The following is a 24,294-nucleotide window of genomic DNA, read 5'->3' on the forward strand; positions in this document are numbered from 1 at the left end:
AAACTTTCTCTTAAACCATCTCTAATCAAATAATGTCTGTGAATGGTATTGTTAAATCCTTCTTTTTTAATAAGTGCAGCATAAGCGTTAACCGCTCTAAATAATCCAACATTTGGTGTGAATGGAGTAGAATTTTGTTCAATAGAATCAAAGTACTTATTTAAATTTAAATAAAAACGTGGTGTTTTAACTACTTTAAATCGCTCTTGTGCACGATGATTATAAGCAACAAAAGATAGACCAGGCGGTAACATTAAAGCTTTCTGGCTACCTGACACGAGTACATCAATATTGTCTCTTTCTAAATCGACATCAACGGCACCAATACAACTTACGCCATCGACAACGAAGTAAATGTCTTGATTGAATGCTTTAATTACTTTTCCTAATTCGTGTATAGGGTGAAGTACAGCAGTAGAAGTTTCGCAAAATTGAGTGAATACAGCAGTAATATCATGATTAAGTGAATGTAAATATGTTTCAAATGCTTCAATGTCGACAGCTTTTCCCCATTCAACATCATAAACATGTACATTCTTATAATATGTTTCCGCGATTTGTTTAAAACGATTACCAAATGCACCTGATACAATGACTACAAAATGGTCCTCAGGATTGACTATATTTAACATACTAGCTTCTAAAACACTAGTACCGCTTGAAGTAAGGATCATTACTTTGTTTTTAGTTCCAAACATAGGTTTTAAATGATTAAATGCTTCTTCTGCGACAGCTTCAAAATCTGAAGAACGATGACCTATCATTGATAAATTAAGTGCATGTGTGATTTCATCAGGTACAGGGGTTGGTCCAGGTGTTAATAATAAAGGTTCGTAATAATACATCGTAAATCTTCCTCCTGATATAAGATTTTTTAATTTTACCAAATATTCTGAAATTTTAAAAGTCTAAAATAAAAAGCGGCAGTTTAATTGACCGCTTTTAGTTCTCATCTTGAATGGTTGCTTGAATTTCTATTTTAACGTTGTTTCGAATTGAGTTAGATATCATACAATGATGATCAGCAATATCTAATAGTTTAGGAAGTCGTTTATTAAGACGCGTTTTTTCTTCTTCTGTAAGAGATATTGTTGGATAATGAGTGATTTTTTCCATTTTAAATTTTCCATTTTCAAAAACTGCACTCCCAATTGACTTAATTTCTAAATGAATATGAGTAAATTTAGCTCGTTCAAGTGTAGCAGCTAAAGAGATAATATAACATGAGGAGGCTGCTGCAACTAACATTTCATCGGGATTTGTCCCAGTTCCATTACCCCCAAGTGAAGAGGGAATAGAAATTTGCTCAGAAATTACATCGCCTTTAACTTTACCGATTTCTTCACGACCCCCACGCCATGACGTATGAACTACAAAATCGTGTTTAACCATTATTATTGACCTCCTATATCATTATGGTAATTTAAGTGTAGTTGAACATATAACTAATTTAAAGGATGGTGTTTAAAAATGAAAATACAAAAGCCTAATACATCATTTCAAATCGTTGCACACCGTGGATTATCGCAGAAATATCCTGAAAATACGTTGGAAGGTTTTAAAGCAGCCCTTATGCAACATATTGATATGTTAGAAATTGATGTACATTTTACAAAAGATAAACAATTAGTAGTCATTCATGACGACTCCATTGATCGCACATCGAATCAAAAGGGTAAAGTAAAAGATTTTACTTTAGAAGAATTAAAACAATTTGATTTTGGAATCAAACATGGTGAATCTTTTAAAAATACCTGTATTTCTACTTTTAGCGAAGTACTTTCTTTATTTAAAAAGTATTCTAAAACATTACTTATTGAAATAAAAAAACCAGAACAGTATCCTGGCATTGAAAAAGCGTTACTTGAGGAACTAGATAAATTTCAAATTCCCTCTCATAGAGTCGTTATTCAGTCATTTGATGTGGAAAGTGTTAAAAAAATGTCTGAATACACAAAGAAATATGCACTAGGTGTTTTAATAAGTAAAAAGCAATACTGGTACAAACAACCTGATTATGAAAATATAGCTTCTTTTGCACAATTTATAAATCCTAATTATAAATTAATAAATAAAAAATTTATCAAGCGTGCTCATGAACATCATCTTAAAGTAATACCTTATACAGTAAATAACGTGAAAGATGTGAAGAAATTGATTCATTTAGGAGTAGATGGGATTATTTCAGATATACCAGATGATATATTTAAACTATAAATAAAAAACCACCCTGACCAAAATGGAAAGGGTGGTAAAATATTAATCAACTTATCTTGAGTAGTACTCAACGATTAATTGTTCATTAATTTCAGCTGGTAATTCACTACGTTCTGGTAAGCGAACGAAAGTACCTTTTAAGCTGTCAGCATCGAAATCTAAATATTCTGGTACGAAATTGTTAATTTCAACAGATTCTTTAATGATATCAAAGTTTTGTGATTTTTCACGAACTGAGATAACTTGACCAGGTTTTAAAGCGTATGATGGGATGTCAACACGTTTACCATCAACTTCAATATGACCATGACCAACTAATTGACGAGCTTGACGACGTGTACGTGCTAAACCTAATGAGTAAACTACTGCATCTAAACGGCTAGCTAATAAAATCATGAAGTTTTCACCGTGTACACCGTGTTGTTTACCAGCAATATCAAATGTGTTACGGAATTGTCTTTCAGTTATTCCATATAAATAACGTAATTTTTGTTTTTCACGTAATTGTAAACCATATTCTGATAATTTTTTACGTTGGTTTGGACCATGTTGTCCTGGTGCGTAAGGACGTTTTTCTAATTCTTTACCAGTACCACTTAATGAGATACCTAAACGACGAGATTTTTTCCAGTTAGAACCTCTGAATCGAGCCATAATAAGACTCCTCCTTTTTCTTTTTTGTTGGAATGAATAAACAAAAAAGAGTGTTATATGCTCATTAAGATATATTGTTTTATGTGTCTTCACCTTATAGCTACAGTTACGCGACACGTCCACATCGGGAACAACATAGAGCTTAATAATATACAACTGCTATTTTCGTTAATTCACACAAAATTCATTGTACCATTATTTTTTAAAGTGTCAAGGAATCATTTAAATTTATTATTTTGATAATTGGTGTTCTAAGATAGAAACGATTTCTTCAAGTCCTTGTTGATCGTCTTTACTAAATCGTTGCGTAATAGGTGCATCTATATCTAACACGCCGATGATTTCATTATTAACATGAATTGGAACGACAATTTCAGATTTACTATTAGCATCGCAAGCGATGTGACCAGGAAATGTATTTACATCATCTACAAGTTGTGTTTGGTTATTTGCAACAGCAGTTCCACATACACCTTTTCCTATAGAGATATGTATACAAGCAGGATGGCCTTGGAAAGGACCTAAAATAAGTTCATTATTTTCAATTAAATAAAATCCTAACCAATTGATTTGATCTAAATTGTCATTGAGTAAAGCTGAAGTATTACTTAAAATTGCGATTAGATTTGTTTCATCTTCAATAAGACTTGCAAGTTGTTTACCTAATAAGTTGTAATTTGTTTCTTTAATTGTCGGCATATAAAAACCTCTCTATCAATATTTTGATTATTAGTATAAATGTAAAAAATTTTTCAATCAATTCTTTGAATTTTATTTTAATGACGAGATAAGATACGTTATAATAATGATAATATAGGAGGAGAATGAGATGGTTTTATACATTATATTAGCAATTATTATTATTATATTGATTGCTGTCGGTATTATGTTTTATTTACGTTCTAACAAACGTAAAATAGTTGAGCAAGCAGAAGAACGTAAATTAAAAGTTCAACAGTTACCTTTTGAAGATAATTTAGAAAAGTTATCAGCTTTAAATCTTAAAGGTGAAACGAGAACAAAATATGACGCGTTAAAACAAAACACATTAGATCACACTAATAACTATTTAGCACCAGTAGAAGAAAAAATTCATGACGCTGAGCTTCAACTTGATAAATTCCAATTTGCAGGAGCTCAAACTGAAATTGATGATGCTCATGAATTAATGGATAGATATGAAGCTGGTTATCAGTCACAAGTAGATGAAGTAAATGAAATTCTTTCTCTACATAAAGATAACGAAGCAATCTATGAAAAATGTAAAACAGATTATCGTGAAATGAAAAGAGATGTTTTAGCAAATAGACATCAATTTGGAGAAGCGGCAGCTCCTCTTGAAAAACGTATTGAGGCTTTTGAACCAGAACTTGATCAGTATGACATGCTGAAAGAAGAAGGTAACTATGTACAAGCTCATAATCATATTAATGGATTAAATGAATCTATTAATGAAACAAAAGAATACATGGATGAAATTCCAGATTTAATTAGAGAAACTCAAAAAGAGTTACCCGGACAATTCCAAGATTTAAAATATGGTTGTAGAGATTTAAAAGTAAATGGTTATGACTTGGATCATGTAAAAATTGATGGTACATTACAAAGCTTAAAAACTGAATTAAATTTTGTAGAACCTATGATTAGTCGTCTTGAATTACAGGAAGCTAATGATAAATTGCAACAAATTAATGATAAGCTTGATGAAATGTATGATTTAATTGAGCATGAAGTAAAAGCTAAAAATGAAGTTGAAGAAACAAAAGAAGATATTACAAATGAATTATTCAAAGCGAGAGAAATGAATTATACGCTTAGAACAGAAATCGACTATATTCGAGAAAACTATTTCATTAATGAAAGTGATGTTCATAGTATTAGACAACATGAAAATGAAATTCAAAATCTAGTTGTAGTATATGATGATATTCTAAAAGAAATGTCTAAATCTGCTGTGAGATATAGTGAAGTAAAAGATAATTTAGAATACTTAGATGAACATGTAAAAGTGATTAATGAAGAACAAGAAAAATTACAAAATCATCTGATTCAACTTAGAGAAGATGAAGCTGAGGCTGAAGATAATCTATTAAAAATTCAATCGAAAAAAGAAGAGATTTATCGTCGACTTCTTGCTTCAAACTTAACAAGTGTTCCAGAGCGATTTGTTATTATGAAAAATGAAATCGACCATGAAGTAAGAGCGGTCAGCGAACAATTTAACGAACGTCCGCTTCATGTTAAACAACTTAAAGATAAAGTTTCAAAAATCGTAATTCAAATGAATACGTTTGAAGATGAAGCGAATGATATATTAGTCAATGCAGTCTATGCAGAACGATTAATTCAATATGGAAATAGATATCGTAAAGATCATCATACTGTAGATAAAAGCTTAAACGAAGCAGAACGTTTATTTAAAAATAACCGTTATAAACGCTCAATTGAAGTATCAGAGCAAGCACTTGAAAGTGTAGAACCTGGTATAACAAAACATATTGAAAATGAAGTAATTAAAGGATAATACATTTTTATAGTTAGAGAATGACCTAGACATCCACATATTTCTAGGTTATTCTCTTTTATTTTTAAAAAAAAATAGTATAATGCTTGAGTGTCTATTTTTAAGTCGAGAAAGTTAAAATATGTTTTAGATATGTTATTGATGAAAGTGAGTGTTCTATATATATGATTTATTTAGACAATGCTGCCACAACAAAACCGAACCAAGCGGTTTTAGATTCATTTCTAAAAGTAAGTGAGAAAGCTTATTATAATGTTAATAGTCCTCATCAAATGGGTTTACAATCAGAAAAAATATTATTACAGGCTAAGTCGCGTGTAAAAGAGATGTTAAACCTCAATAAAAATGCTGATATCATTTTCACAAGTGGTGCTACTGAGTCTAATAATATTGCACTCAAAGGTATTGCATTAAGAAAAAAACAGTTTGCGAATGTAATCATTACCTCAGTCTTAGAACATCCATCAGTATTAGAAGTGATGCGTTATTTAGAAACACAAGGATTTATATTGAAATATGTGAATGTGACTCCAAATGGTCAAATAGATATTAATCATTTAGAACAATTAATGACGGATAATGTGGGCTTAGTTACATGTATGTATGTCAATAATGTTATGGGACAAATACAACCGATAAAAGAAATAGGATCATTATTAAAACAATATCCTAAGGCACATTTTCACGTAGATGGCGTACAGGCTTTAGGGAAAATTCCAATGCAATTAGAGGATGTAAATAGTATTAGTTTTAGTGGTCATAAATTTAATGGTTTAAAAGGTCAAGGCATATTAATTATCGATAATAAGGAAAAAATTGAACCGACAATATTTGGCGGTGGCCAAGAATATGGAATTAGAAGTGGCACTGTAAATTTAGCAATGAATGTTTCACTTGTGAAAGCAATGGAAATTGCAATTCAAAATTTAAATGAGCTTAATCATCGTCTATCACGCTATAATAAAGTAATTAGAGAATGTTTAGGTCAATATAAGGGAATGTATATTAATTCTCCAGAAAATAGTGCTCCGCATATTTTAAATATCGCTTTTCCAGGAGTAAAAGGAGAAGTGCTTGTTAATGCATTCTCAAAATTGGATATTATGGTATCGACTACAAGTGCATGTTCGTCTAAAAGAGAAAAATTAAATGAAGTTTTGTTAGCAATGGGTATTAAGGATAACAGAATAGAGGGAAGTGTTCGCTTATCCATGGGTGAAACGACAACAGAAAAAGATATCGAACAATTTAAAGATAAACTTGAATTAATCTATGCTCAAATAAAGGAGTTGTTGAAATAAATGAAATATGATCATATTTTGGTTAGATATGGAGAACTTACGTTAAAAGGAACAAATAGAAGAAGATTCACAAATGTATTAAAAGAAAATGTTATTCAATCATTACGTTCATTAGAAGGTACACAGGTTAAATGTGAGAGAGATCGCATGTTTATCTCGCTTTTTGAGGACGTAAATGTTAATGAAGTCATAAATCGTTTAACAAAGATATTTGGCATAAAATCTATTAGTCCAGTATTTAAAACAACACAAAATCTTGAAGATATGAAACAACTTTGTATTTCGTTAGCTAAAGACTTTGCAAATGGAGATACTTTTAAAGTTGATGTAAAACGTGTAGATAAATCATTTTCATTAGATACGTATCAACTACAAAGAGAACTAGGTGGCGCCATTTTAAAAGCAGTTGATCATTTAAAAGTAGATGTTAAACGTCCGACACATAATATTAAAGTAGAAGTACGTAAAAAAGGCGTGTATATCTATACTAAAGTTATCAATGGTGCTGGCGGATTACCTACCGGTACAGGTGGTAAAACACTTCTTCAGTTGTCAGGTGGAATTGATTCACCAGTAGCTGGTATGGAAATTATGAAACGTGGAGTAAAAATAGAAGCTATTCATTTTCACAGTCCACCATTTACAAGTGAAAAAGCGAAAGACAAAGTGATTGAATTGACACGCATACTATCTGAACGTGTAGGACCAATTAAATTACACATTGTTCCTTTCACAGCACTTCAAAAACAAATCAATAAGTCTGTGCATCCACGATATACCATGACATCTACTAGACGCATGATGTTACGAGTGACAGATATTATCTTAGAACGTATTGGAGCGAATGCTATCGTAAATGGTGAAAATTTAGGTCAAGTAGCTAGTCAAACATTAAAGAGTATGTACGCAATCAATGATGTTACATCTACTCCTATTTTAAGACCACTTATTTCTTTAGATAAAGAAGATATTATTAAAAAAGCAAAAGAAATAGGAACATTTGAAGTTTCAATACAACCTTATGAGGATTGCTGTACGATTTTCACGCCTGAAAACCCTGTAACTGAACCAGATTTTGATAAAGTTGTTAAATATGAAAGTGTGTTTAATTTTGATGATCTTGTCCAAGAAGCAGCAGACAATGTAGAAACAATAGAGATTAATAAAGATTATAAAACTGAAAAAGATAAACATACTGATGCACTCATTGATGAATTATTTTAATATGAAAGTAGTAAAGTCATTTAATAAGAGGTGGGCGTTATTGAACTAAGTTTTCATATTATTTTCATTATTATTAGTTTTGGTTTCTTGGCAGCATTTATAGATGCTGTTGTGGGTGGCGGTGGCTTAATATCAATTCCTGCACTCTTAGCTATAGGAATGCCGCCATCATTAGCATTAGGTACAAATAAATTAGCGAGTGCGTTTGGCTCATTAACGAGTGCAATCAAATTTTTAAAATCTGGAAATGTGGATAAAAAAATAGCATTTAGACTATTTCCGTTTGTATTTATATTTGCAGTTGGTGGAGCAAGTTTAGCAACTTTCTTACCATCAGAAGTTTTGAAACCACTCGTTATAGTCATATTGACACTTGTTTTAATTTACACCATTTTTAAGAAAGAATGGGGTAATGTCAGAACGTTTTCTAAACTTACTATTAGTAAAGCGATTGCCTTTATATCACTCCTGCTTTTAATTGGATTTTATGACGGATTCTTAGGCGGTGGTACTGGATCATTTATGTTATTTGTATTATTAATGTTTGGATTTGATTTTTTAAGTGCAGCTGGAAATGCAAAAGTATTAAACTTTGCTTCAAACGTTGGTGCATTAACATTATTTATTATTCTTGGCCAAGTAAATATAACATATGGATTAATTATGGCAGTTAGTATGGTGATTGGGTCGTATACTGGTGCACATTTTGCAATCAAAAAAGGTGTAGGATATGTCAAAATTGTATTTATAATAGTCACCATTTTACTCATTTTAAAAAATACCTTTGATTATATTATGCAAATCATTTCAAATTAAAATAATAGTTAGCGTTTTAAATGATTGAAATAAGTTTAAATACTATCGTATCATTAAACTATAATTTAAATAACTAATGGGAGGTCATATAATATGACAGAAATTACTTTTAAAAATAACCCTATACATTTAGAAGGAACTGAGGTTTCAAAAGGAGATGTGGCTCCTAATTTTAAAGTTTTGGATAATAGTTTAAATGAAGTTACTTTAGATAATTTTAAAGGGCAAAAGAAATTGATTAGTGTCGTTCCTTCTATTGATACTGGTGTATGTGATCAACAAACTCGCAAATTTAATGAAGAGGCTTCTCAAGAAAATGGTGTAGTACTTACAATTTCAGCGGATTTACCTTTCGCTCAAAAAAGATGGTGTGCATCAAATGGTCTAGAAAATGTAATTACGTTAAGTGACCATAAAGATTTATCATTTGGTGAACATTATGGTGTTGTTATGAAAGAAATGAGATTATTAGCTCGTTCTGTTTTCGTATTAGATGAAAACAATCATGTAGTTTATAAAGAGTTAGTTCAAGAAGGTACTGATTTTCCAAATTTTGAGGCTGCTTTAGAAGCATATCGTAATATTTAAGTCACTACTAAACGATTAAATTAAAGATATAATACTAATATTGTCCATATGTATTTTAAAATGAATGATTTCGTTTTAAGACATTTGCATTATGGACATTTTTTTATTGGAAAGGAATTGAATATGGCAGAAGAACAAACTATTATGGAAAGATTATTCCGAACTTTAGATGATAAAGCTAAGTCGTTAAATGAAGAAAATGGTCAAAGCTTTATAGAAAATTTAGGTTTAGCAATGGAAGATGTATATCGTAATCAACGTACACTGTTAGAACAAGCAACGTTCCAAGATCGTCGAAAAGCATTTCAATTTGCTTACTTGAGCTTATTACAAGAAGAAAATATTCAAGCAAATCATCAAATTACACCAGATTCTATTGGTTTGATTTTAGGTTTTTTAGTACAAAAATTTACAGAAAATAATAAAGAATTACAGATTGTTGATATTGCAAGTGGAGCAGGTCATTTAAGCGCTACAGTGAATGAAGTATTAAAAGATAGCGAAGTTATGCATCACTTAATTGAAGTAGATCCTGTTTTATCGAGAGTTAGTGTGCATCTAGCGAATTTTTTAGAAATACCATTCGATGTGTATCCTCAAGATGCAATTATGCCATTACCATTGGAAGAAGCTGATGTTGTTATTGGAGATTTTCCTATTGGATATTATCCTTTAGATGGGCGTAGTAAAGAAATGAAACTTGGATTTGAAGAAGGTCATAGTTATTCACACTTTTTACTTATCGAACAAGCTGTCTATGCTTTAAAACAAAGTGGCTATGCTTTTTTAGTAGTACCTAGTAATATTTTTGAAGATGAACATGTGAAACAGCTACAAAATTTTATTACTACAGAAACTGAAATGCAAGCATTTTTAAACCTTCCTAAAACATTGTTTAAAAATGAAAATGCACGTAAATCAATTTTAATACTACAAAAGAAAAAAGCAAATGAAACTAAGCCTGTAGAAGTGTTATTAGCTAATATTCCGGATTTTAAAAATCCTAATCAATTCCATGGTTTTATTAACGAATTAAATGAATGGATGGACGCAAATCATTCACAAAAATAAACTGTGATATTCTTGAATTACTTCTGTATTAGTGGTTAAATAGATATGGATATTTAATATATAAATTGGAGGACAATGAATCATGTCTAAATTAGTTTTAGCGATTAATGCGGGAAGTTCTTCTTTAAAGTTCCAACTTATCAGAATGCCTGAAGAAGAATTAGTTACAAAGGGCTTAATTGAGCGTATTGGTATTAAAGATTCAATATTTACTATTGAAGTAAATGGTGAAAAAATAAAAAGAGTTAAAGATATTAAAGATCATGAAGAAGCAATTAATATCATGTTAGATAGCTTCAAAAAACATGGTATTATTAATGATATTAATGATATTGCTGGTACAGGGCATCGCGTTGTTCATGGTGGAGAATTATTCCCTAAATCTGCTTTAGTCACTGATGAAGTAGAAGAAAAAATTGAGTCATTAAGTGAATTAGCGCCATTACATAATCCTGCAAACTTAATGGGAGTTCGTGCCTTTAGAAAGTTATTACCTAATATTCCACATGTTGTAGTTTTTGATACTTCATTCCATCAAACTATGCCAGAAAGTTCTTATTTGTATAGTTTACCATATAACTATTACGAAGATTTTGGTATTCGTAAATATGGTTTCCATGGTACAAGCCATAAATATGTATCACGACGTGCGGCTGATATTTTAGAAAAACCTATTGAAGAATTACGTATTATTTCTTGTCATATTGGTAATGGTGCGTCAATTGCTGCAATTGATGGTGGGAAATCTATCGATACATCAATGGGCTTCACTCCATTAGCAGGTGTAACAATGGGTACACGCTCAGGAGATATTGATCCAGCTTTAATTCCATTTATTATGGAAAAAACAGGTAAAACTGCTGATGAAGTTTTAACAGTTTTAAACAAAGAATCTGGATTATTAGGTATCTCTGGTACTTCAAGTGATTTACGTGATTTATTAGGTGAAGCTGCAAATGGCGATGAACGAGCTGAACTTGCTTTAGATATTTTTGCTTCTAGAATTCACAAATATATTGGTTCTTATGCTGCTAGAATGCATGGCGTTGATGTTATTGTCTTCACAGCAGGTGTCGGTGAAAATTCATCACCAATACGTGCTAAAATTTTAGAAGGCTTAGAGTTTATGGGTGTTTATTGGGATCCTAAGAAAAATGAATCTACTCACGGTGAAGAAGCTTTCATAAATTATCCCCACTCTCCAGTTAAAGTAATTGTTGTTCCAACTAATGAAGAAGTCATGATTGCAAGAGACACAGTAAAATTCGGTGAATTATAAGATATATTAAAAAACGATGAGATTAAACTTATCTCATCGTTTTTTTAGAACATAGCAGGGAAATAGGACAAAAGTCATGTTGAATTTGTTGTCCTACCCTGATGATGTATCTCTAACATATTAAAGAGACCTGAGACAATTCCTTATGTCTTAGGCCTCTTTATTTAAATACATTACTTTATTAAGAAAATTGTTTTCTAAATTCAGGAGTTGCAACTTCAGGTTGGAAATCATCTGGAATTTCTTCAGTACGCACGACAAGTACGTCACACGGTGCATGACGAACGATTGCTTCTGAAACAGAACCAACGATAAATCGTTCTACTGCATTTAATCCTGAAGTACCACACATTATTAAGTCGACACCTAATTCATTTGCTAATTTTTTAGGTATAATTGCTTTAGGTGAGCCAAATTCTAGACGAGTTTCTACATTTGTAACACCAGCACGTGAAGCAACTTCTTTATAGCCTTTTAAAAGTTCATCAGAAAAACCTTTAGATTTTTCTGTGAATTGAGCATCGTACACTTCATAAGAAGAGTAAGTTCTTGAATCGATAATATTAACAATAGTTAATTGAGCATCATTACGTTTAGCAACGTCTAAAGCTTTGTTGAAAGCCCATTCTGCTTCATGTGAACCATCAACTGCGATTAAAATATTTTTATAAGTTAACATCTTAAGTCCCCCTTAACTTTTCTTAATTCAATTTTAACATAAATTTCTGAATATTTAATATTTATAATTCAACAATTATGTGGACGTTGTGCACCTTTGATGATTGCGCTTTCATTAATTTAGCGTTACTATAAGGAGTGGAGGTGAATGGAATGAAAATCGGTATTCCAAAAGAAATAAAAAATAATGAGAACAGAGTAGGTTTATCACCAAGTGGTATACATGCATTAGTTGAACAAGGACATACAGTACTTGTAGAAACAAACGCAGGTTCTGGTTCATATTTTGAAGACGAAGATTATAAACAAGCTGGTGCAGAAATAGTTAACGATGCAAAAACAACTTGGGATGTAGACATAGTGATTAAAGTAAAAGAACCATTAGAGGAAGAATATAAATATTTCAGAGAAGGTCTTATCTTATTCACATACTTGCATCTTGCTAATGAGGAAAAACTTACTCAAGCATTAGTTGATAATAAAGTAGTAAGTATTGCCTACGAAACAGTTCAATTACCAGATCGTTCTTTACCTTTATTAACACCAATGAGTGAAGTTGCAGGACGTATGTCAGCTCAAATTGGTGCAGAATTCTTACAAAAAATTAACGGTGGAATGGGTATTCTACTTGGTGGCGTGCCAGGTGTACCAAAAGGCAAAGTTACCATTATTGGTGGCGGACAAGCAGGTACAAATGCTGCTAAAATTGCTTTAGGATTAGGTGCAGATGTAACTATTTTAGATGTAAATCCTAAACGTTTAGCGGAATTAGAAGATTTGTTTGACGGTCGTGTTAATACAATAATGTCTAACCCACTTAATATTGAAAATGCAGTTAAAGAAAGTGACTTAGTTATTGGTGCAGTATTAATTCCTGGAGCGAAAGCACCAAGTTTAGTTACTGAAGATATGATTAAACAAATGAAAGACGGTTCAGTAGTAGTCGACATTGCTATTGACCAAGGTGGTATCTTTGAAACTACTGATAAAATCACGACACATGATGATCCAACTTATGTTAAACATGGTGTTGTACATTATGCAGTAGCGAATATGCCTGGCGCAGTTCCACGTACTTCTACTATTGCTCTTAATAATGCTACTTTACCTTATGCACAGTTACTTGCTAATAAAGGTTATAAAGAGGCATTTAAAGCAAATGAGCCTCTTTCATTAGGTTTAAATACGTATAAAGGTTATGTAACTAATAAAGGTGTTGCAGAATCCTTTGATTTAACTTATACATCTATTGAAGATGCATTAAAAGAATAATCTAAATTAATTCAATAAAAAGCGGAATAGCATTCTTTATGAGTGTCTATTCCGCTTTTTTGATATAAAAGAGAGATTTAACTTTTAAATTACTTATTATAATGTGTAAGTACTTCAAACCCAGTATCAGTGACTAAAATATCATCTTCAATTCGGACGCCAGCGACATTAGGCACATAAATGCCAGGTTCAATTGTAATCACCATACCTGCTTCAAGTAAATTTGTATTTGTACTTGATACATCTTGATATTCATGTTCTTCTAAGCCGAGTCCATGTCCCAATCGATGAGGGAAGAAATCACCGTAACCCGCTTCTGAAATAATGTCTCTAGCAATTTTATCAATATTTTGTAAAGGGATACCTGGTTTAATTGCTTCAATAGCACTTTGTTCAGCTTTTAATACAATATCATAAATTGTTCTTGCTTCTTTACTTGGTTCACCAAATTTTACAGTTCTTGTCATGTCACTACAATAATGATTATAGACTACACCTAAATCAAATAGTACATATTCATTCTTAACTAATGCTCGATCTCCAGGTGTACCATGTGGAGATGCAGCATGGTCACCAAATAGTACCATTGTATCGAAACTCATTTCACTGACACCATATTTTTTAATTTCATTTTCAATATGATTTACAACTTCTCTTTCAGTTACGCCTTCAGATAAAAATGAAACACCAATATCTATACATTTATCTGCAAGTTCAGCTGCTTTTTTTATATTTTTAACTTCATTTTCATCTTTAATATTTCTTAGCTTTGTAATAGTTAAATCGATATCTTCATACGCTTTAACGTTAAAGTTATTCGTAAGTTCTCTTTGACGTTTAACAGTGAGGTGTTCACTTTCAATTAATAAAGTATTAAATGTATGGGGTGCTAAATCGAAAGGACTCTCAGTATCTAAATAGCCAACAATATTTCCATTAAAAGGTGAATGCTTAACTTCTTCAACTTCCATTTTAGGACAATATAATGTGCATTCACCATTTGAAGTTATAAGTAACGCAAACAATCTTTCATGAGGTTCACTTCTATAACCTGTAAAGTAGAATATATTAAGTGGAGTAGTAATCCATGCTGCATCAGCATTTTTTTCTTTTAATGTTGCAATAATTTCATCTGTTTTAATCATAATACGTATCCTCCTATAGTTTAATCAATTTAATTTTACGTCTAAATAGAAATGAATTCAAAGTGTTTCAAGTTATAAATATAATTATCAGGGTATAATAATAATATTAAAATATAGGAGGTTCTATATATGAAACTTTCATTTCATGGACAGTCAACGATTTATTTTGAAAGTAATGGTAAAAAAGTAATTGTTGATCCATTTATTTCTGGTAATGATAAAAGTGATTTAGATGAGCAGACATTAGATGTGGATTATATTATTTTAACGCATGGACATGGTGATCATTTTGGTGATGTAGTTGAATTAGCTAATCGTAATCATGCTACAGTGATTGGTTCTGCAGAAGTCCAAGGCTATTTAACAACGTATCATGGAATTGAACACGCACATGGTATGAATATTGGAGGTAAATACAAATTTGATTTCGGTACAGTAAAATTTGTTCAAGCCTTCCACAGTTCAAGTTATACTAATGAAGATGGAATACCTATTTATTTGGGTATGCCAATGGGTGTTATCATTGAAGCAGAAGGTAAAACGATTTACCATGCAGGAGATACTGGTTTATTTAGCGATATGAAATTAATTGCTGAACGTCATCCGGTAGATGTATGTTTTATTCCTATTGGTGATAATTTTACTATGGGTATTGAAGATGCAAGTTATGCAATAAATGAATTCATTAAACCTAAAATTTCAGTGCCTATTCATTACAATACATTCCCATTAATTGAACAAGATCCAGAGAAATTTAAAGAAGCAGTATCTCAAGGAGAAGTACAAATTTTACAACCTGGTGATGAAGTGACATTTTAATGATATATAGAAAAGACGGCAAATATAGCATTTACCGTCTTTTTTTATAAGATTAAAATTATTTAACTATTAAAACAGGGATAGTAGCACGTTTAGCAACTTTATGACTAACACTACCTAAAACAAATTTCTTTTGTTGTTCAGCTTTACGGTTACTTAATACGACAATGTCATATTTACCACTATTTGCATGTTTCACTAATTCCTCTTTTGGATTTCCACGAACGATAATTTGATCATAATTAATACCATAATCATCTAAAGTATGACGTGTGTGTTCAAGACCTTGATCACGACGATGTGTCAATTGTTCGATGTGAGTACCTCCTTTAATAGAGGCTTGGATGTCTTGTTCACCAATCGCATTCATGATTGTAACAACGGTATCTGGGCCAGCTAATTTTGAAATTTCTTTCAATGCTTTGTCATTTTTTAATTGAGTATCTACACCTAGTAATATGTTTTTATACATAGGTCATCCCTCCTTATATTTAATTATATAATTAGTGATTTAATATTTCCATCAAATTTATATTTTTATTATTTAAATTAACTTCATTTATATATATTAAAAACAAAATGATACCGATATATCAGTTTTTGATACTTTTGTCACATTCAAATCGATTTTTATAAATAAAAAAGTTATAATATATTAGACATTGTCTAAAAATGAAGAGGGTTGAAAATGACTAAACATGAACAAATTGTATCCTATATAGAATCATTAAATATAGGACAAAAAATTTCAGTTAGAAAAATAGCCAAAGTAATGAATGTTTCTGAAGGGACTGCTTATAGAGCAATTAAAGATGCTAGTCAACTTGGCTTTGTAACTACCATCGATAGAGTAGGTACGGTTCGGATAGATAAAAAGAGTCGTGAACAAATTGAACATCTTACTTTTCAAGAAATTGTGAATATTATTGAAGGTGACATCATAAGTGGCAAAAGTGGTTTAAATAAAACTGTTAGTAAATTTGCAATAGGAGCTATGGAACTAAAAGATGTAGTAAAGTATATTGGAAATCAAACGTTATTAATTGTAGGTAACCGTCCTGAAGTTCAGATGGAAGCATTAAAAAGAGGAAGCGGTATACTTATTACCGGTGGATTTAGTACAGCTCAAAATATTATTGATTATACAAATAAACAAGAACTACCTATTATTTCTTCAAATTATGATACATTTTTAGTAGCTAATATCATTAATAGAGCCATGTATAATCAAATGATAAGAAAAGAAATACTTATTGTTGAAGATATCGTAAAACCTATCAATGATATGACGGTAGTGTTCGATGAAATGGGTTTAGACGACTATATTTCTCGTGCAAAAGTCACAGGACATTCTCGTTTTCCAGTAGTAAATAAAGATTGGAAACTTGTGGGAATTGTAACGAGTAAAGAAGTTATTCACATGAACGAAGATGATAGGATGAATAAAGTCATGACAAGACGACCTATCAATGTTGAATTAACAACTACAGTAGCGAGTTGTGCTCATATAATGATTTGGGAAGGAATTGAAATTTTACCTGTCACAACAAGAAATAAAAAAGCAATAGGTGTTATTACACGAAATGATGTGTTAAAAGCAATGCAATTAATTGGAAGACAACCTCAAATTGGAGAAACCATTATCGATCAAATTGCCAAACACATCTCAATAAATCATAATGAGACGTCTGTTAAAATTTCACCAGTTTTAACCAACCAATATGGTACGTTGAGTAAAGCAATATGTGTCGCAATTATTGAAGAAACAATTAAACATGAATTGCGTAAGTATAAAAAAGTAGATGTTATGATTGAAAGCTTGAATATTATTTATATTAAAAATGTCGCAATTGAAAGTACGCTTGATGTAAAGTATAACATGTTAGATGTAGGAAGAAATTTTGCTAAATTAGAGGTCACTATGACTTGCAAAAATGAGAAAGTTGCAAATGCAATGATCATATGTCAAATGTTTGAAGATATTTAAAATAGTTTTTGAAATTAAAGGAGAAAAGAAATGGTAGAAATTTTTAATAAAATAATGAATGAAATTGATAAATATGAAACTGTTATTATTCATAGACACGTTCGACCTGATCCAGATGCATATGGTTCACAGTTAGGCTTAAAATATTATTTGCAACGTAAATTTCCAGAAAAGTCTATTTATGCAGTTGGACAACCAGAATCTTCTTTAGCATTTATAGGGGACTTAGACAGAGTTAGAGATGATATATATCAAAACGCTCTAGTGATTGTTTGTGACACAGCAAATGCACCTCGTATTGATGATCAGAGATTTAATCAAGGCAAAGATTTAATTAAAATTGATCACCATCCTGCTACTGATCAATATGGCAGAATAAATTATGTCGATACCAATGCAAGTTCAACCAGTGAAATTATTTTGGATTTTATTACACATTTTAATGATATTAATATTATCGATGAATCTGTCGCACGTGTTCTATATTTAGGAATTGTCGGAGACACAGGTCGTTTTTTATTTAGTAATACCACACCACATACTATGAATGTTGCTAGTCGTTTGCTAGAATTTCCATTTAATCATAATGATGTATTAAATCAATTGGGTGAGAAAGATCCAAAACTTATGCCATTTCAAGGATATATTTTGCAAAATTTCCAATTAAGTGAAAATCATCAATATTGTCAAATAAAGATTACTAAAGATGTCCTAAACAGATTTCAAATTGCACCTAACGAAGCATCTCAGTTTGTTAACACTGTAGCGGATATCAAAGGTCTAAAAATATGGATGTTTGGTGTTGATGAAGGTGATCAAATTAGATGTCGATTACGTTCTAAAGGAATTACTATCAATGATATAGCTAATCAATTTGGCGGTGGAGGACATCCAAATGCATCTGGAGTCTCTGTTGAAAATTGGGAACAATTTGAGATTTTAGGTGAAGCCTTGCGCCAAAAACTATAAATTACGAAAGGAAGTCATACATGTTTGTACATTTGAATATTCATTCAACATATGATTTATTATATTCAAGTTTAAAAATTAACGATGTCGTATCAAAGGCAAAAGCAAATGGATATCAAGCACTTGCAATTACGGATACGAACGTATTATATGGCTTCCCTAAGTTTTATGACGCATGTGTTAATGAGGGAATTAAGCCAATATTTGGAATGACTGTAATGGTTTCTGATGAAATTAGCACAATTGAAACCATATTATTCGCAAAGAATAATGAAGGTCTCCATGCTCTGTATCAACTTTCTTCTGCAATTAATATGAAACAAAAGACTACGATACCCCTAAAATGGCTACAAAAATATAGTTACCATCTTGCTATTGTTTTTAAAGATGCTAATGCGTCTCATCAATCGTTAATTCAAACACTAAAGAATAATGAGTCAGTATTTATAAATCATACAAGTCAATTAGATTTTTCAGACGATAAAATTGTCTTTCTTAATAATGCAAGATATTTAAATCCTGAAGATGCAGATACAATACTTGCATTAAAAGCAATAAAAAACAATACAAAATTGGATTTAGTAAATGATATCAAGGATGCTCATGAATATTTTCCAACTAGTGAAAATATTAAAGAACTTCAGTTGTCTGAAAAAATAATAGCTAATACAAAGGCTTTAGCTGATGAGTGTAACGCAGAAATTCAATACCATCAAAATCTATTGCCTAACTTTAAAACGCCCAATCAACAAAGTGCTAAATCCTATCTTTTAGAAAAGTTAAAATATAATCTTAAAGAATTTAAATTAGATAAAGATCAGCGATATATTGACCGATTACATCATGAATATTCAATAATAACGAATATGGGATTCGAAGATTATTTTTTGATAGTGAGCGACTTAATACATTTTGCTAAAACGCATGATGTGATGGTTGGACCTGGACGTGGTTCATCTGCAGGATCTTTAGTTAGTTACTTATTAGGTATCACGACTATTGATCCAATTAAATTTGATTTATTATTCGAGCGCTTTTTAAATCCAGAACGTGTCACTATGCCAGATATTGATATTGATTTTGAGGATACGAGAAGAGAAAAAGTGATTCAGTACGTACAAGAAAAGTATGGTCAATATCACGTATCGGGCATCGTCACTTTTGGTCACTTATTAGCAAGGGCTGTAGCGAGAGATGTAGGCCGTATTATTGGTTTTGACGAAAAAACGTTAAATGAAATATCGAATTTAATCCCACATCAATTAGGTATTACACTAGAAGAAGCCTATCAAAATGAAAAATTTAAAGCATTTGTTCATAAAAGTTATCGTCATGAAAAATGGTTTGAAATTAGTAAAAAACTAGAGGGCTTACCACGTCATACATCTACCCATGCTGCAGGAATAATTATTAATGATAAACCATTGTATCATTTTGCTCCTTTAACAATGGGGGATACAGGTATATTGACTCAATGGACAATGACTGAAGCAGAACGATTAGGTTTATTAAAAATTGATTTTCTTGGTCTTAGAAATTTATCAATTATTCATCAAATTATCACTCAAGTAAAAAAAGATTTAAATATTGATATCGATATAGAACGACTCCCTTTTAATGATCAAAAAGTATTTAAATTATTGTCTCTAGGAAACACTACAGGTATATTTCAATTAGAATCAGAAGGTGTTAGAAAAGTATTGATGGAATTACAGCCTGAACACTTTGAAGATATTGTTGCTGTAACATCATTGTATAGACCCGGTCCAATGCAAGAAATACCTACATACATATCAAGAAGACATCGTCAAAGTGACATTAAATACTTACATCCTGATTTGGAGCCTATTTTAAAGAAGACATATGGCGTCATTATTTATCAAGAACAAATCATGCAAATTGCTAGTCAATTCGCTAATTTTAGTTATGGTCAAGCAGATATATTAAGACGTGCAATGAGTAAAAAAAATAGAGCTATCCTAGAAAGTGAACGTCAACACTTTATTGAAGGGGCTGTAAGTAATAATTATGATGCATCAATTAGTGAACGTATTTTCGAACTAATATTAAAATTTGCGGATTATGGTTTTCCTAGAGCTCATGCGGTGAGTTATTCTAAAATTGCATATATCATGGCTTATTTAAAAGTGCATTATCCTAATTATTTCTACGCGAATATTCTTAGTAATGTTATAGGTAATGAAACAAAAACGGCAATAATAATAGAAGAAGCTAAAACTCAAAGTTTAAATATTTTACCTCCAGATATTAATAAAAGTCATTGGTTTTACAAAGCGACAGAAAAAAATATTTATTTATCGTTGGGCGCAATAAAAGGTGTCGGATATCAAAGCGTCAAATCTATAGTAGACGAACGAATTGAAAATGGATTGTATAAAGACTTTTTTGATTTCACCAGAAGAATTCCTAAAAGAATTAAAACTAGAAAATTGTTAGAAGCATTAATATGTGTGGGCGCATTTGATTCATTTGGTAAAACTAGATCAACACTATTATCTACAATTGACGAAGTTATCGATCAAGTTTCGAATGTTGAACAAGATGAATTTTTATTTAATATGTTAACACCAAAGCAATCCTATGAAGATAAAGAAGAATTCAGTGATCAAATCATTAGTGCTTATGAAAAAGAATACTTAGGATTTTATATTTCTAACCATCCAGTTGAAAAACTATTTTATATCAAACAATATTTAGGTATTTTTACGATTAAGAATAGTTTAGATTATCAACCTATACTTGTTCAGGTTAATCAATTTAAGCAAATAAGAACAAAAACTGGACAACATATGGCGTTCTTAGTTCTAGATGATGGTAGAACCACTATTGATGGTGTTTTGTTTCCAGATAAGTACAAACAATATGAGACAATGATTCAACAACAAAATGATATTCTAGTCGTTCATGGCAAATTTGAAGAACGAAATCAAAAGAGACAAATTATCATTCAAAATATGGATACAATTAACGACTTTGAAAATAACAAATTATCTCAAGCCAAACAAATAGTGATTAGAAACGTCAATCAATTAGAAGATATTAAATCATTTTTAATAGATCAGACTACACATAACGATTTAGAAGTAGTTTTATTTAATGAAATGCAACAACAAACTCAATCTTTAGGATTTTTACAAAAAGAAATGGAACAAGTCGAAAGGTTTATAAAGATGTTCAAGCCAAGTGACATCAGAATTATATAACTTTTATATGCAAAAAAATTATGATATAGTTAGTTGATGGTTATAAAGAAGAATTAATAATTTTATTGATTTTTTTATCTCTTGATTTAATAACATGTAGCATATAAAAAGATTTTTAAAATTGAACTTAATTGTTACAAAAATCCCTCTTTTCAAAAGTAATTTAATTATAAATCAATTAGAAGTTGATTGAATGTCTTTAAGAGACGATGCATTATAAATGCATAAAGAGAATCAAGGTAAATTAGAAATCAAACCTGATGATGCGAAAGAAGTAGTGCTAAAGTAGTAGGAACGAGACGACCTTATTTTTCAAATCAAGTTAATAAGATATTAGCTTTTCTAGGTATTTTTAAAGATATCTTAGATATTGAAACTACTCCTTTCGATTAAAGAGTGGCACCATCAGTGACACGAGATTTAACACGATCTGTTATAGAATTAGGTGTTGCATGTATTGAAGTAGATTTCCAATAAGTATATGATAAAACAATGAAGTTAATAGATTTAAAATAAAGTAAGCGAATTTAAAAGTAACTATTTAAAATAACGAAATTATTGAGTGAGTTATGCGGAGGTTTACGCATGTTTAAAGATTTTTTTAATAGAAGTAGTAAAAAAAAGAAATATTTAACGGTACCGGATTCTAAACAAAATGACGTACCAGCAGGCATCATGACTAAATGTCCTAATTGTAAAAAAATAATGTATACAAAAGAACTAACTGAAAATTTAAATGTATGCTTTAATTGTGATCATCATATTGCACTTCCTGCGTACAAAAGAATAGAAGCTATTTCAGATGAAAATTCGTTCAAAGAATTCGATAAAGAAATGGTTTCTTCTAATCCTTTGGATTTTCCTGGCTATCAAGAAAAAGTCGAAAAAGATCAAAAGAAAACGGGTTTAAATGAAGCCATCGTAACTGGTACAGCAGAATTAGATGGCGTGAAATATGGTATTGCAGTCATGGACTCACGATTTAGAATGGGAAGTATGGGTTCAGTCGTAGGGGAAAAAATCTGTAGAATCGTTGATTATTGTACTGAACATCGGTTACCATTTGTATTATTTTCTGCAAGTGGTGGTGCCAGAATGCAAGAAGGTATTATTTCATTAATGCAAATGGGAAAAACAAGTGTATCATTAAAACGACATTCTGATGCTGGATTATTATATGTTTCATATTTAACACATCCTACTACTGGTGGTGTATCAGCTAGTTTTGCTTCTGTGGGTGATATTAACCTAAGCGAACCTAAAGCTTTAATCGGTTTTGCTGGACGTAGAGTGATAGAACAAACAATTAACGAAAAATTGCCGGAAGATTTTCAAACTGCTGAGTTTTTATTAGAACATGGTCAATTAGATAAAGTTGTGCATAGAAAAGACATGAAAGCAACACTTTCTGAAATTTTAAAACTACATCAAGAGGTGAAGACGAATGCTTGATTTCGAGAAATCTTTATATGAGATTAAAGAAAAGATTAATTCATTGAAGGAATCTCAAGAAAAAAATGACGTCGACTTACAAGATGAAATTGACTTGTTAGAAGCCTCTTTGGAAAGAGAAAGAAAAAAAATATATACCAATTTAAAACCTTGGGATCGAGTACAAATTGCAAGACTTCAAGAAAGACCTACAACACTTGATTATATTCCATATATCTTCGACTCATTCATTGAATTACATGGAGATCGTAATTTTAGAGATGATCCTGCGATGATTGGTGGAATAGGATATCTCAACAATCAACCGGTAACTATCATAGGTCAGCAACGAGGGAAAGATACTAAAGATAATATTTATCGTAATTTTGGAATGGCTCATCCTGAAGGTTACCGTAAAGCTTTACGCTTAATGAAACAAGCTGAAAAATTTAAGCGTCCTATTTTTACGTTTATTGATACGAAAGGTGCATATCCGGGAAAAGCCGCTGAAGAACGAGGGCAAAGTGAATCAATTGCGAAAAATTTAATTGAGATGGCTTCGCTTAAAGTACCTGTGATTGGTGTTGTCATCGGTGAAGGTGGAAGTGGTGGTGCGCTTGGTATTGGTATAACTAATAAATTATTAATGCTTGAAAATAGTACTTATTCTGTTATTTCTCCAGAAGGGGCGGCAGCATTACTTTGGAAAGATAGCTCTTTAGCAAAAATGGCTGCTGAAACGATGAAAATTACTGCAAAAGATTTACTGGAATTAAACGTGATAGATGAAGTTATTACTGAACCACAAGGTGGCGCTCATAAAGACATCGTTTTTCAAGCAAAACAAATTAAACAATCTTTTATTCATCAGCTTAATGAATTAAATAAATTAGATGGACAAGCTTTAGCGAATCATCGATTTAATAAGTTTAGAAATATTGGTACTTTTATTAATTAACACAGAATGACTAGAAATTTTAATTAAATTTCTAGTCATTTTTTTATATAAATTAAATTAAAAATTTAAAACGTTTACATATATATAATCTATTAATATTAATGGAATAGATAATAAAATTATGGTAATTTATACAT

General features: G+C 30.9%; 22 protein-coding genes. 15 read left to right on the plus strand and 7 right to left on the minus strand.

The window, feature by feature from the left end:
• Both HMPREF2881_RS04675 and HMPREF2881_RS04680 read right to left on the minus strand, forming a co-directional pair.
• The coding region (locus HMPREF2881_RS04675; RefSeq protein WP_070653668.1) for a pyridoxal-phosphate-dependent aminotransferase family protein at positions 1-845 on the minus strand (845 nt) is incomplete at its 3' end.
• A 97-nt stretch (positions 846-942) separates the two neighbouring features.
• Positions 943-1,392 carry an OsmC family protein gene (locus HMPREF2881_RS04680; protein WP_002455206.1) on the minus strand — a complete coding sequence of 150 codons (450 nt, stop codon included), beginning with the start codon at positions 1,390-1,392 and terminating at the stop codon, positions 943-945.
• 78 nt (positions 1,393-1,470) lie between these two features.
• On the opposite strand from HMPREF2881_RS04680, the gene HMPREF2881_RS04685 reads away from it, so the two are divergent.
• Positions 1,471-2,217, plus strand: a complete 747-nt coding sequence (locus tag HMPREF2881_RS04685) for a glycerophosphodiester phosphodiesterase (RefSeq protein WP_002448295.1) — start codon at positions 1,471-1,473, stop codon at positions 2,215-2,217.
• A 51-nt stretch (positions 2,218-2,268) separates the two neighbouring features.
• Here HMPREF2881_RS04685 and rpsD read toward each other — a convergent pair whose 3' ends face one another.
• Together rpsD and HMPREF2881_RS04695 are read right to left on the minus strand one after the other, a co-directional pair.
• Entirely contained in the window at positions 2,269-2,871 is a 603-nt protein-coding gene (rpsD, locus tag HMPREF2881_RS04690; RefSeq protein WP_070653669.1) for a 30S ribosomal protein S4, read from the minus strand.
• A 231-nt stretch (positions 2,872-3,102) separates the two neighbouring features.
• Positions 3,103-3,570 carry a GAF domain-containing protein gene (locus HMPREF2881_RS04695; protein ID WP_002487974.1) on the minus strand — a complete coding sequence of 156 codons (468 nt, stop codon included), beginning with the start codon at positions 3,568-3,570 and terminating at the stop codon, positions 3,103-3,105.
• A 130-nt stretch (positions 3,571-3,700) separates the two neighbouring features.
• On the opposite strand from HMPREF2881_RS04695, the gene ezrA reads away from it, so the two are divergent.
• The 7 genes from ezrA to HMPREF2881_RS04730 all read left to right on the plus strand — a co-directional run bounded on the left by ezrA (position 3,701) and on the right by HMPREF2881_RS04730 (position 11,674).
• The gene (gene ezrA / locus HMPREF2881_RS04700; RefSeq protein ID WP_002448287.1) at positions 3,701-5,395 is read left to right on the plus strand and encodes a septation ring formation regulator EzrA; all 1,695 of its coding nucleotides are present in this window, start codon (positions 3,701-3,703) and stop codon (positions 5,393-5,395) included.
• 164 nt (positions 5,396-5,559) lie between these two features.
• Entirely contained in the window at positions 5,560-6,696 is a 1,137-nt protein-coding gene (locus tag HMPREF2881_RS04705; protein ID WP_064207102.1) for a cysteine desulfurase family protein, read from the plus strand.
• A complete protein-coding gene (gene thiI / locus HMPREF2881_RS04710; protein WP_002455209.1) occupies positions 6,697-7,920 on the plus strand; it encodes a tRNA uracil 4-sulfurtransferase ThiI in 1,224 nt (407 codons plus the stop codon). It begins immediately after the preceding gene.
• Between the two features lie 30 nt (positions 7,921-7,950).
• Positions 7,951-8,736, plus strand: coding sequence for a sulfite exporter TauE/SafE family protein (locus tag HMPREF2881_RS04715; protein WP_002448299.1), 786 nt, complete (start codon positions 7,951-7,953; stop codon positions 8,734-8,736).
• 93 nt (positions 8,737-8,829) lie between these two features.
• On the plus strand, positions 8,830-9,324 hold the full coding sequence (gene tpx / locus HMPREF2881_RS04720; RefSeq protein ID WP_002448307.1) for a thiol peroxidase: 495 nt from the start codon (positions 8,830-8,832) through the stop codon (positions 9,322-9,324).
• 123 nt (positions 9,325-9,447) lie between these two features.
• Entirely contained in the window at positions 9,448-10,395 is a 948-nt protein-coding gene (locus HMPREF2881_RS04725) for a class I SAM-dependent methyltransferase (protein ID WP_002487979.1), read from the plus strand.
• Between the two features lie 82 nt (positions 10,396-10,477).
• Positions 10,478-11,674 carry an acetate kinase gene (locus tag HMPREF2881_RS04730; RefSeq protein WP_002448289.1) on the plus strand — a complete coding sequence of 399 codons (1,197 nt, stop codon included), beginning with the start codon at positions 10,478-10,480 and terminating at the stop codon, positions 11,672-11,674.
• 181 nt (positions 11,675-11,855) lie between these two features.
• Here the strand turns inward: HMPREF2881_RS04730 and HMPREF2881_RS04735 are convergent, their stop codons facing one another.
• Positions 11,856-12,353, minus strand: a complete 498-nt coding sequence (locus HMPREF2881_RS04735; RefSeq protein ID WP_002448964.1) for a universal stress protein — start codon at positions 12,351-12,353, stop codon at positions 11,856-11,858.
• Positions 12,354-12,505: 152 nt separating this feature from the next.
• Here HMPREF2881_RS04735 and ald point away from each other — a divergent pair, with 152 nt between their 5' ends.
• Positions 12,506-13,624: an alanine dehydrogenase gene (gene ald / locus HMPREF2881_RS04740; protein WP_037555626.1), complete on the plus strand. Its 1,119-nt coding sequence runs from the start codon at positions 12,506-12,508 to the stop codon at positions 13,622-13,624.
• Positions 13,625-13,713: 89 nt separating this feature from the next.
• Here ald and HMPREF2881_RS04745 read toward each other — a convergent pair whose 3' ends face one another.
• Positions 13,714-14,769 (minus strand): M24 family metallopeptidase, encoded by a 1,056-nt coding sequence (locus tag HMPREF2881_RS04745; RefSeq protein ID WP_002487977.1) that lies wholly within the window; start codon positions 14,767-14,769, stop codon positions 13,714-13,716.
• A 129-nt stretch (positions 14,770-14,898) separates the two neighbouring features.
• Here HMPREF2881_RS04745 and HMPREF2881_RS04750 point away from each other — a divergent pair, with 129 nt between their 5' ends.
• The gene (locus HMPREF2881_RS04750) at positions 14,899-15,588 is read left to right on the plus strand and encodes a metal-dependent hydrolase (protein WP_002448970.1); all 690 of its coding nucleotides are present in this window, start codon (positions 14,899-14,901) and stop codon (positions 15,586-15,588) included.
• A gap of 58 nt (positions 15,589-15,646) precedes the next feature.
• Here HMPREF2881_RS04750 and HMPREF2881_RS04755 read toward each other — a convergent pair whose 3' ends face one another.
• A complete protein-coding gene (locus HMPREF2881_RS04755; RefSeq protein WP_002448952.1) occupies positions 15,647-16,060 on the minus strand; it encodes a universal stress protein in 414 nt (137 codons plus the stop codon).
• A 216-nt stretch (positions 16,061-16,276) separates the two neighbouring features.
• Here HMPREF2881_RS04755 and HMPREF2881_RS04760 point away from each other — a divergent pair, with 216 nt between their 5' ends.
• From HMPREF2881_RS04760 to HMPREF2881_RS04780, 5 genes are all read left to right on the plus strand, one after another.
• Positions 16,277-17,575 (plus strand): DRTGG domain-containing protein, encoded by a 1,299-nt coding sequence (locus HMPREF2881_RS04760; RefSeq protein WP_070653670.1) that lies wholly within the window; start codon positions 16,277-16,279, stop codon positions 17,573-17,575.
• A 30-nt stretch (positions 17,576-17,605) separates the two neighbouring features.
• Entirely contained in the window at positions 17,606-18,544 is a 939-nt protein-coding gene (locus HMPREF2881_RS04765) for a DHH family phosphoesterase (RefSeq protein ID WP_070653671.1), read from the plus strand.
• A 20-nt stretch (positions 18,545-18,564) separates the two neighbouring features.
• On the plus strand, positions 18,565-21,768 hold the full coding sequence (locus HMPREF2881_RS04770) for a DNA polymerase III subunit alpha (RefSeq protein ID WP_002487990.1): 3,204 nt from the start codon (positions 18,565-18,567) through the stop codon (positions 21,766-21,768).
• Between the two features lie 585 nt (positions 21,769-22,353).
• Positions 22,354-23,220 carry an acetyl-CoA carboxylase, carboxyltransferase subunit beta gene (gene accD, locus HMPREF2881_RS04775; protein ID WP_002448997.1) on the plus strand — a complete coding sequence of 289 codons (867 nt, stop codon included), beginning with the start codon at positions 22,354-22,356 and terminating at the stop codon, positions 23,218-23,220.
• Entirely contained in the window at positions 23,213-24,157 is a 945-nt protein-coding gene (locus tag HMPREF2881_RS04780) for an acetyl-CoA carboxylase carboxyltransferase subunit alpha (protein WP_002448930.1), read from the plus strand. Before accD ends, HMPREF2881_RS04780 begins: the two co-directional genes overlap by 8 nt.
• The last annotated feature ends 137 nt before the right edge of the window (positions 24,158-24,294 follow it).

Source organism: Staphylococcus sp. HMSC057A08 (genome assembly GCF_001812925.1).
In the GTDB taxonomy this organism is placed as follows: Bacteria; Bacillota; Bacilli; order Staphylococcales; family Staphylococcaceae; genus Staphylococcus; species Staphylococcus hominis.